The 14,389-nt window shown below is 49.1% G+C and carries 14 protein-coding genes; all 14 read right to left on the bottom strand.

Annotation, left to right across the window (positions count from 1 at the left end; genetic code table 11):
• Nucleotides 1–20 precede the first annotated feature (20 nt).
• Nucleotides 21–887 (bottom strand): 2-oxoacid:ferredoxin oxidoreductase subunit beta, encoded by an 867-nt coding sequence (locus HZS85_RS09265; protein WP_023467707.1) that lies wholly within the window; start codon nt 885–887, stop codon nt 21–23.
• Complete coding sequence (locus HZS85_RS09260; protein WP_035398188.1) at nt 874–2,622, bottom strand: 2-oxoacid:acceptor oxidoreductase subunit alpha; 1,749 nt, start codon at nt 2,620–2,622, stop codon at nt 874–876. Before HZS85_RS09260 ends, HZS85_RS09265 begins: the two co-directional genes overlap by 14 nt.
• A 191-nt stretch (nt 2,623–2,813) precedes the next feature.
• Nucleotides 2,814–3,074 (bottom strand): stage V sporulation protein S, encoded by a 261-nt coding sequence (locus tag HZS85_RS09255; protein WP_023467705.1) that lies wholly within the window; start codon nt 3,072–3,074, stop codon nt 2,814–2,816.
• A 29-nt stretch (nt 3,075–3,103) separates the two neighbouring features.
• Nucleotides 3,104–3,898 carry a TIGR00282 family metallophosphoesterase gene (locus HZS85_RS09250; protein WP_214855272.1) on the bottom strand — a complete coding sequence of 265 codons (795 nt, stop codon included), beginning with the start codon at nt 3,896–3,898 and terminating at the stop codon, nt 3,104–3,106.
• 49 nt (nt 3,899–3,947) lie between these two features.
• Complete coding sequence (rny, locus tag HZS85_RS09245) at nt 3,948–5,510, bottom strand: ribonuclease Y (protein ID WP_023467703.1); 1,563 nt, start codon at nt 5,508–5,510, stop codon at nt 3,948–3,950.
• Between the two features lie 193 nt (nt 5,511–5,703).
• A complete protein-coding gene (gene recA / locus HZS85_RS09240; RefSeq protein ID WP_195865458.1) occupies nt 5,704–6,747 on the bottom strand; it encodes a recombinase RecA in 1,044 nt (347 codons plus the stop codon).
• Nucleotides 6,748–6,858: 111 nt separating this feature from the next.
• Nucleotides 6,859–8,091, bottom strand: a complete 1,233-nt coding sequence (locus tag HZS85_RS09235; RefSeq protein WP_214855269.1) for a competence/damage-inducible protein A — start codon at nt 8,089–8,091, stop codon at nt 6,859–6,861.
• 71 nt (nt 8,092–8,162) lie between these two features.
• Nucleotides 8,163–8,741 carry a CDP-diacylglycerol--glycerol-3-phosphate 3-phosphatidyltransferase gene (pgsA, locus tag HZS85_RS09230; RefSeq protein WP_214855267.1) on the bottom strand — a complete coding sequence of 193 codons (579 nt, stop codon included), beginning with the start codon at nt 8,739–8,741 and terminating at the stop codon, nt 8,163–8,165.
• A 64-nt stretch (nt 8,742–8,805) separates the two neighbouring features.
• Nucleotides 8,806–9,705 carry a helix-turn-helix domain-containing protein gene (locus HZS85_RS09225; RefSeq protein WP_214855264.1) on the bottom strand — a complete coding sequence of 300 codons (900 nt, stop codon included), beginning with the start codon at nt 9,703–9,705 and terminating at the stop codon, nt 8,806–8,808.
• 27 nt (nt 9,706–9,732) lie between these two features.
• Nucleotides 9,733–10,515, bottom strand: a complete 783-nt coding sequence (locus HZS85_RS09220; RefSeq protein WP_023467698.1) for a DUF3388 domain-containing protein — start codon at nt 10,513–10,515, stop codon at nt 9,733–9,735.
• Nucleotides 10,516–10,609: 94 nt separating this feature from the next.
• Nucleotides 10,610–11,317: an elongation factor P 5-aminopentanone reductase gene (gene ymfI / locus HZS85_RS09215; RefSeq protein ID WP_251137912.1), complete on the bottom strand. Its 708-nt coding sequence runs from the start codon at nt 11,315–11,317 to the stop codon at nt 10,610–10,612.
• On the bottom strand, nt 11,314–12,585 hold the full coding sequence (yfmH, locus tag HZS85_RS09210; RefSeq protein ID WP_251137911.1) for an EF-P 5-aminopentanol modification-associated protein YfmH: 1,272 nt from the start codon (nt 12,583–12,585) through the stop codon (nt 11,314–11,316). Before yfmH ends, ymfI begins: the two co-directional genes overlap by 4 nt.
• A complete protein-coding gene (gene yfmF, locus HZS85_RS09205) occupies nt 12,582–13,835 on the bottom strand; it encodes an EF-P 5-aminopentanol modification-associated protein YfmF (protein WP_214855261.1) in 1,254 nt (417 codons plus the stop codon). The genes yfmH and yfmF overlap by 4 nt, the downstream gene beginning before the upstream one ends.
• A complete protein-coding gene (locus HZS85_RS09200; protein ID WP_035408870.1) occupies nt 13,835–14,383 on the bottom strand; it encodes a cob(I)yrinic acid a,c-diamide adenosyltransferase in 549 nt (182 codons plus the stop codon). The genes yfmF and HZS85_RS09200 overlap by 1 nt, the downstream gene beginning before the upstream one ends.
• Nucleotides 14,384–14,389 lie beyond the last annotated feature (6 nt).

Below are 14,389 nucleotides of genomic sequence, written 5' to 3'. Positions count from 1 at the left end.
AAACACATCTTTCCTCTATCTTACATGAATTCTGCCGCTAGTTTACCGAATGTTTCTTCGTTTAGCTCAAGATCCGCATATGCGAGACCTGATTCTTGATAGCCGTCGATTTGTGACTGGTAATCAGGACGTGTTTCATCCTGATAAATCAATCCCATGACGAGTCCGTCGTGAGCATGAACGGTCTGTTTTGCAAGATCCAAGTTCGACGGATCGTATCCTTCGATGTCGGACAGCTTCGTCAAGTTCTGTTTGAACCAATCGTACGTATTGACCTTGTTGAACGTGACACACGGACTGAAGACGTTGATGAACGCAAACCCCTTATGTGCCGTCGCTTGCTCGATCAGTTGCGTCAAGCCCTTCAAATCGTTCGAGAAGCTTTGGGCAACGAACGTCGCACCAGCCGTCAAGGCGAGTTCAACCGGTGAAACACTCTTTTCGATCGACCCTTTTGGCGTCGATTTCGTCTTGAATCCAGGTGCAGAAGTAGGTGATGTCTGTCCTTTCGTCAAGCCGTAAATCTGATTGTCCATGACGATGTACGTCATGTCGACATTGCGCTTGAATGCATGAATCGTATGTCCCATGCCGATCGCAAATCCATCACCGTCGCCACCAGACGCGATGACTGTCAATTCGCGGTTCGCCATCTTAACACCTTGGGCGATCGGAAGGGATCGTCCATGAACGCCGTGGAAGCCGTACGTATTGATATAACCGGAAATCCGACCAGAACAGCCGATCCCGGAAATCAATGCCAACTCTTCTGGCTCGAGACCGACGTTCGCGACAGCACGCTGAATCGCTGCTTGAATCGAGAAGTCTCCACACCCTGGACACCAGTTTGGTTTGACATCATTTCTAAAATCCTTAAAGGTTGCCATGATATACCCCTCCTACGACCTGCTCGACGACCTCTGCTGGGTAGAACGGGTCGCCATTGAATTTCAGGATATGCTCGATCTTCGATGCATGTCCACAGTTCATCTGGATCAGCTTCGCCAGTTGTCCCGTTGCGTTGTACTCGACGACGATGACTCGTTTGGCCCGCTCTAAGTGCGGCGTGACGAGCTCACTTGGGAACGGATGGACTTGACGGATATGCAAGTGATCAACCTTGATTCCTTGTGCTTCGAGTCGTGGCATGATCTCTTCGATCGTTCCACGTGTCGAGTTGAAACCGACGAATAAGATATCCGGTTCTGCATGATGCTCCGTTACGAGAACGGCATCCTGTAAGCGGAACGTGTTCAGCTTACGAAGTCGCTTCGTCATTTGATCGACCCGGTTCTTCGTCGCTTCCGACGGACGCCCTTCCTCATTGTGCTCAACACCCGTTACGTGGTGAATTCCGTGCTTGACGCCTGGAATGACACGTGGGCTGATTCCATCTTCCGTCACTTCGTAGCGTTTGAAGTACGCTTTTCCTTCAAGTTCCGGTAAGTCTTCCTGGATCAACTTCCCGCGACGGATCTCAACGCGTGACATATCCGGTGGTTCAACCGATTGTTTTCCGAGCGACAGCATCAAATCCGTCAATAGAATGACAGGGCATTGATACTCCTCTGCGATATTGAATGCTTCTGCTGCATCGTAGAACGCTTCTTCGACCGTTGACGGTGCCAAAACGACCTTCGGAATCTCACCATGTGTACTATAGATCATCGCCATCAAGTCCGACTGTTCCTGTTTCGTTGGTAGACCTGTTGACGGACCACCCCGTTGTGTATCGACGATGACGAGCGGTGTTTCCGTCATCCCGGATAATCCGATCGCTTCCGCCATTAGTGACAATCCTGGACCAGCAGACGCCGTCAAAGCACGGACACCTGCGTAGTTGGCACCAATTGCCATCGTGACCGCTGCCAGTTCGTCTTCCGTCTGGACGACCGTTCCACCGAACTGCGGTAATTTCTTGATTAAGTATTCCATGATCTCAGATGATGGTGTGATCGGGTAAGCTGCCATCAGACGCGCTCCACCGGCAATCGCGCCAAGAGCAATTGCATCGTTTCCAATCATGAACATCCGTTGTTTTCCGTCAGCCGGTTCCAAGACGAACCGTTCGCCCTCTCCTGCAAGAGCTTCAAACGCTGCTGCTCCTTCACGAATCGCTGCTAAGTTCTTCTCGACCATATCTGGACCTTTTCGTCCGAAAATCTGTTCGACGACGGCTTGGAAACGCTCTGGTGCAATGCCGAGAATCGCACTCGATGCACCAATCGCGACCATGTTCTTCATCAAGGCCGTACCGAGATCAGCTGCGATCTCCGTAAATGGAATCGCATACAAGGAAGCGCGTGCTTCGTCCGGATTCGTCGGATTGAATTTCGCATCCGCGATGATGATGGCACCTTGACGCAATTCATGGAAGTTGACGTCGATCGTCTCTTGATCGAACGCGACCAAAATATCGAGATCATCGGAAATCGTCCGGACTTCCTGTGTTGCGACACGAATCTTATTATTCGTATGTCCTCCCTTGATACGTGACGAAAAGTGACGGTAGCCATACAGGTAATAGCCGAGTCGATTCAAGGCAATCGCAAAGATTTCGCCTGTTGATTCGATCCCTTCTCCCTGCTGACCGCCAACTTTCCATGATAACTGATTATACATCGACGTTCGCTCCTTCTCTGTCCCCTGAAATGATAGTTCTCTCTATCCTCCCTCATGATACCGATTTACCGGAAGTAGTACAATGCTCCCTCGGTGGAAAGGTGAGAAAAATTCGAAGACGCAGCAAAAAGACCATCTACTCCAGTCGAGTAAATGGTCTACTTGTAAATATAGGACCTATGTCCAATTCATCATCGTGGTTCGATGATGAGTTTGATGGCGGTTCTTTCTTCTCCATCAATTAAAATGTCTGTGAAGGCTGGGATACAAATCAAATCGATGCCAGAAGGCGCCACGAATCCGCGTGCGATGGCGACGGCTTTGACAGATTGATTGAGCGCTCCCGCACCAATGGCCTGAATCTCGACGGAACCTCTCTCTCGAATGACACCCGCGAGTGCACCTGCTACCGCGTTTGGATTCGACTTAGCTGATACTTTCAGGACGTCCATGCGTGTACCTCCCCATCCAGAAATGGCAATCAGTCGAAGAATACTGACTGATCCGTCAGATGAATCCGTTCAATCTTCGTTGCTTTTTTGGTTGTGTCATCGATATGAATCAAGACTCCATTAAGTTGTTCCCGTCCTTCGGCAACTTCAAACCGCGTTGGGAGCTGTGTCTTAAATTTTCGTAGGACATCTTCCTGACGCATCCCGAGCACACCGTTCAGCGGACCTGTCATCCCGACATCCGTGATATAAGCCGTTCCTCCGTCAAGAACACGCTCATCTGCTGTCTGGACGTGCGTATGTGTGCCAACGACAGCTTGTACACGACCATCGAGGTGATAACCCATCGCGATTTTTTCACTCGTTGCTTCCGCATGGACATCAACGAAGATCGCATCGACTTTTCCTTCGACTTCCGCAATCAGTTCATCAACGGTACGGAACGGGTCACCGAGAGGTGGTAAGAAGACCGTTCCTTGGACGTTGATGACGGCAATCTTTTTATTGCCTGCCTTGACGACCATCATCCCACGACCTGGTGTGCCTTCCGGATAGTTCGCAGGACGGATGATCCGGTCCGCGTCGTCAATCCAGTCAAAGATGTCACGGTTATCAAACGTATGGTTCCCCATCGTGATGCCGTGGAATCCGAGTTCGAGGAATTGATGATAGATCGACTTCGTGATGCCGCGTCCGTGTGCCGCGTTTTCGCCGTTGACGAGCATGACGTTCGGATTGTATTTCGCTTTCAAGCGTGCTGTGAATTGTTGCAGGATATGTCGACCGGGTGCACCGACGACGTCTCCGACGAATAAAATCTTCATTGCTGTTCCTCCGTTCATTAAAAAAAGTGGCGGTCGCCCGCCACTCCACTTATTTCGCGTATTCGACTGCTCGCGTTTCCCGAATGACCGTGACTTTGATGTGTCCCGGATAATCGAGTTCTTCTTCGATTTTTTTCCGGATGTCACTCGCCATCTTGTGAGCCAGTACATCATCGACGACGTCAGGTCGAACGATGATGCGGACTTCACGACCCGCTTGGATCGCAAATGATTTTTCGACACCGTCGAACGATTCCGAGATTTCCTCGAGGCGTTCGAGACGGCGGATATAACTTTCGAGTGTCTCTTGACGTGCACCTGGACGAGCAGCAGATAATGCATCCGCAGCTGCGACCAAGACGGAAATGACAGATGTCGCTTCCGTATCCCCGTGGTGGGACGCGATCGCGTTGATGACGGTTGGATGCTCTTTATACTTCGTACCGAGCTCGACTCCGATCTCAACGTGACTGCCTTCGACTTCGTGGTCGATCGCTTTCCCGATATCATGCAGAAGACCCGCACGCTTCGCAAGCGTGACATCTTCTCCAAGTTCAGCTGCCATCATACCTGCAAGGTGGGCAACCTCAAGTGAGTGATACAGGACGTTCTGTCCGTAACTCGTACGGTACTTCAAGCGACCGAGAATTTTGACAAGGTCCGGATGAATGCCGTGGATTCCGACATCATACGTCGCTTCTTCCCCGATTTCTCGAATCCGCTCGTCGACTTCACGACGGGATTTGTCGACCATCTCTTCAATACGGGCCGGGTGAATCCGACCATCCTGAACCAATTTCTCGAGCGCCATTTTAGCGACTTCGCGACGAATTGGGTCAAAACCAGACAAAATGACGGCTTCCGGCGTATCATCGATGATCAAGTCGATCCCAGTCAAGGTCTCGAGCGTACGGATGTTGCGGCCTTCCCGTCCGATGATCCGACCTTTCATCTCATCGTTCGGCAAGTTGACGACCGATACAGTCGTCTCTGCGATATGTTCAGCGGCGAACCGTTGAATCGCAAGTGACAAGATGTTACGTGCTTTCTTGTCGGCTTCTTCTTTTGCTTTTTGTTCGATTTCTTTTTGAAGAATGGCTGCGTCGTGTAAAGCAGCCTGTTTCGTCTCATCCATGATGATCGTTCTTGCCTCGTCTTGCGATAAATTCGCGACGCGGACAAGCTCTTGACGTCCCTGTTCATACAGGTCCTCTACTTTGCGCTCTAGTTCTTCAGCTTGATGCTTCCGTTTCGCGATCTCTGCATCACGTGTATTGATTTGATCTTCCTTACGGTCGATAGCGTCAACACGGCGATCGAGTGTCTCTTCTTTCTGGAGCAACCGGGCTTCTTGTTTCGCTAGCTCTTGGCGACGTTCACGCAATTCTTTTTCCACTTCGTTACGAAGTTTGAATGCTTCATCTTTCGCTTCGAGTACTGCTTCTTTTTTCGTTGCCTCAGCCGATTCACGCGCACGTTCAACGATTTTGTTCGCTTCCGTTTCTGCGCCTTGAATTTTCGCTTCTGCAATCGATTTCCGCAAGAAGTAGCCTACGATGAATGCGATCAGCAAAGTGAGGAGAAGTATGACAATCCAAGTCAGTGTACTCATGGGTTCACCTCCCCTTTGCAAGGTGTTTCTTAGTTCATTTCGGTATTTCATCGAAGCTGTCTAAAAAACGTACATCTATATTGTAAGGATAGCACTCGTTCATTGTCAACGAACGGACGGGAAAGAATTCCACTGTTTTCCTCTTTTACACTAAAAAAGAGAGGATTCGCATGCGAATCCTCTCTGAAACGGTTTATTCAGCAAATAGATCTTCTGGTTGTTCTGCTTCGAAATCAACCGGCTCTTCGCGATCGACGAGACCGTGGTGTTCACGAATCAAACGTTCGACCTCTGCTGCGACTTCCGGATGCTCGACCATGTATTGCTTCGCGTTCTCACGTCCTTGACCGAGACGCTCTGAGTTGTACGAGTACCATGCACCACTCTTTTGAACGATATCGAGGTCTGTTCCGATGTCGATCAACTCACCGACCTTCGAAATCCCTTGACCGTACATGATATCAACTTCCGCTTGTTTGAACGGAGGTGCGATCTTGTTTTTGACGACCTTAATCTTCGTTTTGTTACCGACGACGTCCGTACCGTTTTTCAACGCTTCCGCACGACGCACTTCTAAACGTACAGACGAGTAGAATTTAAGTGCGCGACCACCTGGAGTTGTTTCCGGGTTACCGAACATGACACCGATTTTTTCACGGATTTGGTTGATGAAGATGACGATCGTCTTCGATTTATTCGTTGCACCAGACAACTTACGAAGCGCTTGGCTCATTAAACGTGCTTGAAGACCGACGTGTGAGTCACCCATTTCGCCTTCGATCTCTGCTTTTGGTACGAGTGCCGCAACAGAGTCGACGACAAGAATATCGACCGCACCAGAACGAACGAGTGCTTCCGCGATTTCAAGTGCCTGTTCCCCAGTGTCCGGTTGTGACAAGAGGAGCTCATCGATGTTGACACCAAGTTTGTTGGCATATGCTGGATCAAGCGCGTGCTCCGCATCGATGAATGCTGCTTGTCCACCTTGTTTTTGAACTTCTGCGATTGCATGAAGCGCTACCGTCGTTTTACCTGACGATTCAGGTCCGTATACTTCGATGACCCGTCCACGTGGGTATCCACCTGCACCTAGGGCAATATCTAATGTAATCGATCCAGAAGAGATCACTGAAACCTTCTGATCCGCATTTTCTCCGAGTTTCATGATGGAACCTTTACCGAACTGTTTCTCTATCTGGCGTAACGCCATCTCAAGTGCTGCTTTACGATCACTCACGTAGCAGGCCTCCTTTTAATTATCTTACTGAGATTATTGTACTTCTTTTGAGACCGAATGACAAGCATTTTACGAACATTTATTCGCATACTTGCACATTGGCCAATTTTCTCACTCGGGTGCTTTTTCGAGATGTTTCAGTAGAAGGAAATAGGTATCCTTGACGGCGCGCAGTCGAATCATTCCTCGGTCGAACGATGGATATTGCCATTCGACGATGCGTGTTCCACGTGCGTCCGCAACAGCACAATAGACGGTTCCGACCACTTTTCCGCTGTTGCTCGTCGGACCTGCTTCCCCTGTCAACGCGACGGCGATATCGGATTGATACAGTTCCCGTACCCCTTCAGCCATCGCGATCGCGACCTCTTTACTGACAGCAGTATGCTCTCGTAACAAAACTTCCGGTACCGATAACACGGCTTGCTTCGCTGCATCATCATAGACGACGGCGCTCCCGCGCAACACTTGACTCGCACCGCTGACATCAACGAGACCACTCGCGACAGCTCCTCCCGTCAGTGATTCGGCGAGTGACAGTGTCAATCCTGCTTCTTGATACCGTTTCAGTACGACTTCCGGCAGACTCGTCTCGCCATATCCATAAAAGTACATGCCCACTTCAGCCAGTACGTGTTGTTCCAGTTCATCGAGCATACGGTCGGCTTCCTGTTGATCGAGTGCTTTAGCAGTCAGACGCAACCGGACTTCAGCGAGTTCCGCATAAGGGGCGACCGATGGATTGGTTGCTTCTTTGATTAACGTTTCCAGGCGATCGTTTAGAGCCGATTCTCCGATTCCGAAGAAACGTAGTGTTCGGGAACGGATTGTCTCTTGACCGAACAAATGACTGAAGTGATCTTTGAGGATTTGCTTCATCTCACGTGGCACACCGGGTAAAACGATATATTGATGGTGCTCCGTCTGCACCGACATACCGGGAGCAAGACCCGCATCATTGCGTAAAACCGTCGCGCCATCGATGACTAATGCTTGTTTCTGCTCGTTGTTCGTCATCTCCCGTTGACGTGTCTTCAAGAATCCTTCGATTCTTTCGTACGCTGCTTGATCGAGAATGAGATCACGTCCGAGAAGATCTGCGAGCACCTCTTTCGTTAAATCATCTTCCGTTGGTCCAAGACCCCCTGTGATGACGAGGAGATCTGCCCGTTGTTGCGCCTGACGGAACGTTTTCTGCATCCGCTCGCGGTTGTCACCGACGACTGTATGATAATGAACGTCAATTCCTGCACTGGCTAGCCATTCGGAAAGGTACTGTGCATTCGTGTTGGCGATTTCTCCAAGGAGAAGCTCACTTCCGACTGCGATGATTTCTGCTTTCATGTTGATTCCTCACCTTCTTGAAGTATAAGAAAAGACTGTTCGGTATGACGAACAGTCTAAATTGATCCAACTTACATGGATTTCGTAATTAACTTGATGTTTTTCGAGAAATACTCGACGCCTGAGTAGATCGTCAAGATAAGAGCAAGCCACATCGTGATATCTGCGAATGGAATGTTCCACATCGCAAAAACGATATCGTGCAATAAATACGCTGTAATCGATGTCAACTGGACCCAAGTCTTGGCTTTCCCAGAGTTTCCGGCAGCAAGAACGATGCCTTCGTCAGAAGCGACAAGACGCAGACCCGTGACTGCGAACTCACGGCAGAGAATGATGACGACGATCCAAGCCGCGACGAACTCAAGTTCCACGAGGTAGACGAGCGCAGCAGCGACTAACATCTTATCAGCAAGTGGATCCATGAATTTTCCAAAGTTCGTCACTAGTTTTTGTTTGCGGGCGATATACCCATCAAGCCAGTCCGTCAGTGAAGCAACAAGGAAGATGATGGCTGCAACGAAGTGTGAGACGGGAAGTTCAGCTCCTAGTACATCCCACTGTCCCCAGTTCGGATCAATCGCAAGTACGATGACGAACACGGGAATTAATAAAACGCGTAATACTGTCAATTGATTCGGTAAGTTCATGTAACGCCCTCCTCCTTCATTTCATATGTAGATGAATATGCCATCTAAAAGAAGGCACGCCGGTTTACGGCGTGGCTACTTTCTTCAGATAGATGTTTTGGACGAGAAGCGAACGGTTCAGTTTCAGTTCTTGGTCATTGACGACGATTTTATCAATCCCTTTAATCGAACCGATCCGGATCCGGATCAAGTCCGTCTTCGCGTCCTTCACGACGATCGGATTCGGATCCGACGCGTTGATGTGATCTGGCGCGAGTGCTTTTCCTTCAAGGGATGTATCACGCACACCAACGAATGGTGATGGAGAGGCATCTTTCTTGATTTGAATCGAGACACTCATCGTATCTTTCGTTGCGACTTCATAGGTGACATCTTGACCAGATGTCGACTTCGCAGCAAGCGCTTCTTTTTTAGGTTTTTCTTTTGTTTCTTCTTGTTTCGCCGGTTCTTCCTTCGGCTTTTCTTCCGTCTTCGCAGGCGCATCCGTTTCTTTACTCGGTGCGTCTCCTTGGTCGATCGTGACATCGTTTTGCTTCGGTGCAGACGTTTTTGCCTCTTCGTTACCGTCGAGGAACATCTGAAGTCCATAATACAAGGCAGCACCAATCGCAAAAATTAGCACGATGATGATGATGTTCGGAATCCAGCGCTTTGCAACGCTTTTCTTCGGTGCACTTGATTTCGAATACGTCGCGCGTCGTGATAATTCGACGACCGGTTGTGTCTCCGGTTCCGGAAGATCACGCTTATAGGTCGTGAAGACTTCGTCGACGTCAAGACCGAGTGCTTCCGCATATGTCTTGATGAAGGCCCGGGCGTAAAAAGCACCTGGTAATTGATCATAGTTGCCTTCTTCAATCGCGACGATGTAACGCTTTTGAATCTTCGTCGTCGTTTGAATTTGTTCGAGAGAGACGCCTAGCGCCTCTCGTTGTTCCTTTAAGTAGGTTCCGAGCTCGGTCATCGGTAACACACCTTCCATTTTTCATACTTATTCAAAGTTGAACCAATCATTTCCCCCATGGGAACGAGGCAGTTCAGTCACAATGATTTCTTCTGTCGTGTTGCGTAATTCAATGATGTAATCAAAATCATCCCACGTATATTCACTTGATTTGACGAAGGCATCCGGATGTTCGACGATTTTCGTTGCCGGTAGTCGCATGACTTCGCGTAAAATCTGCCAGTGCCGTTCATCGAAATTCCGTTGCGACACCAAGGCATCGATGATGTAGACATAATCCCCAGTCCGTTCGTCATCGAATAACGACGTTCGGACCGTCTGTTTGATCAGCGTCGAAGAAAGGAACAACCATTTCTTGTTCGCACTGACGCTTGCAGCGACGATCGATTCCGTCTTCCCGACTCGTGGCATACCGCGGACACCAATCAACAAGTGCCCATCCTGTTTGCATAGTTCTGCCATGAAATCGACGAGAATCCCTAAGTCTTCCCGAACGAAGCGGAACGTCTTTCGTTCATCACTGCTTTGATCGATATAACGACCGTGACGAATCGCGATCCGGTCGCGCAGTTTTGGTTTTCGTAGTTTGATGACCTCTATGGTTGACATCGTCTTGAGAATAGCAGCGAGTCGTGGAATTTGATCCGGTTGTTTCGTTTGGAGCAACATACCGCGTCGTTGATGATCGACACCATTGATCGTCACGATCGAAATATGTAACATTCCCATCAACGAAGCAATGTCCCCGAGTATACCGGGACGGTTGACCTTTAATTCATATTCGAGATACCATTGCTCGAACTCACTCACGCGCCCATCCTCCTCTATTGATACGATTATCCATTCCTCATGTTAAATGATTTTTTGAAAAATGAAAAGCATTCCTGAACTGAAATTCCAATGCTTACATCCACGCACCATCTATTTTAAGGATGGCTCCCGACACATAACTCGATTCTGGTTGCACCAAGTAACGGATTGCAGAAGCCACTTCCTCTACTTTTCCGAATCGTCCGGCAGGGATTTCAGCAATCGCTTCTGCCTTTTCATCCTCAGAAAAAATCGCGTTCATCGGCGTATCAATCCATCCTGGCGTAATCGCATTGATGCGTCCATGCATTGGTCCAAGTTCTTTACTGTATGCTTTGACGAAGCCCAGCTGTGCTGCCTTGCACGTCGAATAGGCAACCTCACCCGCGACACCTTGTTCCCCTAATACACTACTGATGACGACGATCGCAAGCTGCGACGTAAACGGTTTCGTCCGCGTCACCGTTTGGCTGATGCGCATCAACGCATCGACATGTATTCTCCAAAGTTCACTCATTGATGTTGCCGATTGATCGAGCAACAGACCGCTATAACTCGTTCCGGCACAATGGACGAAGGCATCGACGACAGGTAACGCCGTACAAAATGCTTGCAAGTCCTCATCATCCGCTAAATTCGCCGTCAGGATGTGGTGCTCTCCTTGCCACTCCTCTATCATCCGTTCCAAAACTGCTTGCTGTCGATACGTCTGAAGTACCAATTCATGTCCGGCGGCAGCAAGTTGTTTTGCTGCCGCAAGACCAATGGCGCCACTCGCACCTGTGATGAGGATTCGCATCATGCGTACGGTTTGACGATTGAGATCGCCCGGTTTTCAATGGCGAACAACTCGTCGAAACGGGCTTCGATCTCTTCTTTCGTAATCGAAGCAATCAATGTCGGAAGCGTGAACAGATTCGTACCGGCAAGTGCGTGACGCGAGAACTGGTTCGCAATGAATTCCGGTGAGTTCAAGGCACGAAGGAATTTCCCTTGCATCATGTTCCGCTTGCGCGTGACTTCATCTTCCGTGAAGTCAGGACGCGTTTGCAGAAGTGTCTCATACGCTTGGATAAACTTGTCTGGATCCTCTGTCTCCATGCCGAACGTCGCGAAGGCGAACTCTTCCTCACTCGAGTAATCAAAGCTGAACGTGTCGTCGATCAGACCGTCTTCATACAATTCCAAATACGTCGATGATGTTTGATCGAATAAGAGGTGCAATAATAATTCACTCGTTAACTCACGACGGACTTGTGCTTCGCCGCGGACAGATTCGTCCTTATAACCGATCAATACCTTCGGCGTCTTGACGTCGAGCTCAAGTTCAAGACGTGGACGATGCACACCGTGCGGTTCTTGACCATAATCCCGCTCGATCGCCGGGCGATCCGTATAGTCCTTCTTCGCCTGATTCGCCTTGATCAATGCCAGCGTCTCTTCCGGGTCGATGTTTCCGACAACGAACAATACCATGTTCGATGGATGATAGAACGTGTGATAGCACGTGTATAGGTCATCGGCTGTGATTTGATTGATTGATTCCGGTGTTCCTGCGATATCGATTCGGACCGGATGCGTCGCATACATTGATTCGATCAGACCGAAGAACAAGCGCCATCCCGGATTATCTTGATACATCTGGATTTCTTGCGTGATGATCCCCTTCTCTTTTTCAACGCTTTCCGGCGTGAAGTAGGGATCCTGTACGAAATCAATCAACGTCTCGAGGTTTTGTTCAATCAATGACGTCGCTGAGAATAAGTACGCTGTCCGTGAAAACGAGGTAAAGGCGTTCGCTGAGGCACCAAGACGACCGAACTCTTGGAAGACGTCCCCTTTTTCAGATTCAAACATTTTATGCTCGAGGAAATGGGCGATGCCGTCCGGTACCGTGATCCATTCCTCGCCTTTTTTGAATCGTTGATCAATCGAACCATAACGCGTCGTAAACGTCGCATACGTCTTTTCATAACCTTTTTTTTGCAACAGGTAGACAGACAACCCGTTATCGAGCTGCTCGTGGTATACCGTTTCGTCTGTATCGTGATAGGTCAGTTGTTCCATCATGCTTCACCTCGCAGTAGATATACGGCATCAAGGTCGATTGCCGCTGCTAATCGGACGACGTCTTCACGTGTCGCCGTCTCGATGATGTGGATCTCATCTTCAAGTGTCAGTCCACGCATCTTCGAACCATTCAACCAGCCAATCAATTGCCCCGGCTGATCAAGAATTTGACGGCGCGCATTGATCAACATCGCCTTCGTCTGTGTTAATTCTTCATCCGTGAACTGTCCCGCCTTCAAATCAACGAGTTGCTCTAGGATGATTTTCTCGGCACGTTCCGCTTCTTTTGTGTCAACCCCTGCATAGACGTAGAGTGCACTGTTTAATGCCGCATATCGTGAAGCCGCATAATAGGCGAGACTCTCTTTTTCACGGACATTCATGAACAGTTTTGAATGTGGAAAGCCACCAAACAGACCGTTGACGATTTGCATCCGGATTGAATCGGCAGACGTCGGATCGACCGCTACCCGGTAACCAAGGTGCAGCTTCCCTTGTTTGATCGGTTGCGTTTCGCTCGACCGTTTCACACCGTTGACCGGTTTTTGGGCAGGGATGTAATGGCTGACTTTTTCTGAGTGCGATGGCAAGAAGGACAACGCATCTTCCATTTCCTCCTTCGTCACCTGTCCGACGACGAAAACATCGATTCGATCGTCTTCGATCATCGAACGGTATGTATCACGCAAGGACGATGGAGTGATCCGTTCTAGTTCTTCGATTGTCCCAAGCGATGGTAACGAGACGGCTTCACCTGGTGCCATCAATTCAAGAAGACGCTGCTGTGCGTAGCGCATCTTATCGTCGTACAGCGAGCTGATTCGTAAGGCATGCAGTCGCTTTTCTTGTTTGACGAACTGTTCGCGGAAACCACTTTCCGTCAAGTCTGGATACAGCACCATTTGCTCTAGCAATTCAAGTGCTTCTTTTAATAACGACGGGTGATGGACGAGTTCTCCACGGACGACATCAAGTTGGAACGAGATGACATGCTCTTCACCGAACTTCGACGCGTCCGCATAAAGCCCGGCATCATATAATGTCTCAAGTGGCTCACGTAATGCTTTCATCGACGGATAAGCAGCTGTCGATTTTTCCATGATGTATGGTAAAATCGCGCGGCTAGTCAGTGTTTTCGCCTCTAGCGGTGCTGAAAACGTGACGAGGATCGTCGTCGTCTTGAATTTATCGGTCGGAACGAGGTGGAAGCTCGTTCCTTCCTTTTTCCATGTACTAAATGACTGACTCATTACTCTCCATCCTTTCGCTTGAACACATGCGCACTGCGAACGTATTCAATATCTGCTTTTTGGTTAACGGCATTCTCATAACGGGCTGCTGTAAAAAAGAAATCACTGAGCCGATTGATGAACGGTAACAAATGAGCCGCTTGGGGAACATCGATCATCGAACGTTCGACGCGACGGCAGACCGTCCGTGCCACATGCAATGTCGCGGCCGCTTCCGTTCCGCCTGGTAAGATGAACTTGTCGAGTGGTGGCGATAATTCCGTTAAACTATCAATCCAACTTTCTAAATCAACTGTTGCTTCCTGACTTAACCGTGATGGACGAGGTTCGACATACATCAAGTCACTGCCACAGTCGAACAACGCATGCTGGATGACCGTCAATTGTTCTCGTACTTCGATCGATGATGCTTTGGTCCGAGCAAGTCCGACGAAGCTATTCAATTCATCGAGTTCTCCCATCAAGCTGATCAATCGATCATTTTTTTTGACTCTCCCACCGACAAGGGATGTTTCTCCTTCATCGCCTGATTTCGTATAAATTTTCATGTTTTA

The organism is Exiguobacterium sp. s130 (genome assembly GCF_018619055.1).
Taxonomy (GTDB): domain Bacteria; phylum Bacillota; class Bacilli; order Exiguobacteriales; family Exiguobacteriaceae; genus Exiguobacterium_A.
Note: the sequence above shows the minus strand (reverse complement) of the source record. Positions and strands in the feature narration are given on the sequence as shown.

What these genes read in the sequence shown, in the direction of transcription:
- HZS85_RS09225 (WP_214855264.1), bottom strand. Translation starts at nt 9,705, where the DNA reads ATGACCGAGCTCGGAACCTACTTAAAGGAACAACGAGAGGCGCTAGGC.
- yfmH (WP_251137911.1), bottom strand. Translation starts at nt 12,585, where the DNA reads ATGATGGAACAACTGACCTATCACGATACAGACGAAACGGTATACCAC.
- HZS85_RS09235 (WP_214855269.1), bottom strand. Translation starts at nt 8,091, where the DNA reads ATGAAAGCAGAAATCATCGCAGTCGGAAGTGAGCTTCTCCTTGGAGAA.
- HZS85_RS09250 (WP_214855272.1), bottom strand. Translation starts at nt 3,898, where the DNA reads ATGAAGATTTTATTCGTCGGAGACGTCGTCGGTGCACCCGGTCGACAT.
- HZS85_RS09265 (WP_023467707.1), bottom strand. Translation starts at nt 887, where the DNA reads ATGGCAACCTTTAAGGATTTTAGAAATGATGTCAAACCAAACTGGTGT.
- ymfI (WP_251137912.1), bottom strand. Translation starts at nt 11,317, where the DNA reads ATGATGCGAATCCTCATCACAGGTGCGAGTGGCGCCATTGGTCTTGCG.
- pgsA (WP_214855267.1), bottom strand. Translation starts at nt 8,741, where the DNA reads ATGAACTTACCGAATCAATTGACAGTATTACGCGTTTTATTAATTCCC.
- HZS85_RS09260 (WP_035398188.1), bottom strand. Translation starts at nt 2,622, where the DNA reads ATGTATAATCAGTTATCATGGAAAGTTGGCGGTCAGCAGGGAGAAGGG.
- HZS85_RS09255 (WP_023467705.1), bottom strand. Translation starts at nt 3,074, where the DNA reads ATGGACGTCCTGAAAGTATCAGCTAAGTCGAATCCAAACGCGGTAGCA.
- rny (WP_023467703.1), bottom strand. Translation starts at nt 5,510, where the DNA reads ATGAGTACACTGACTTGGATTGTCATACTTCTCCTCACTTTGCTGATC.
- HZS85_RS09200 (WP_035408870.1), bottom strand. Translation starts at nt 14,383, where the DNA reads ATGAAAATTTATACGAAATCAGGCGATGAAGGAGAAACATCCCTTGTC.
- yfmF (WP_214855261.1), bottom strand. Translation starts at nt 13,835, where the DNA reads ATGAGTCAGTCATTTAGTACATGGAAAAAGGAAGGAACGAGCTTCCAC.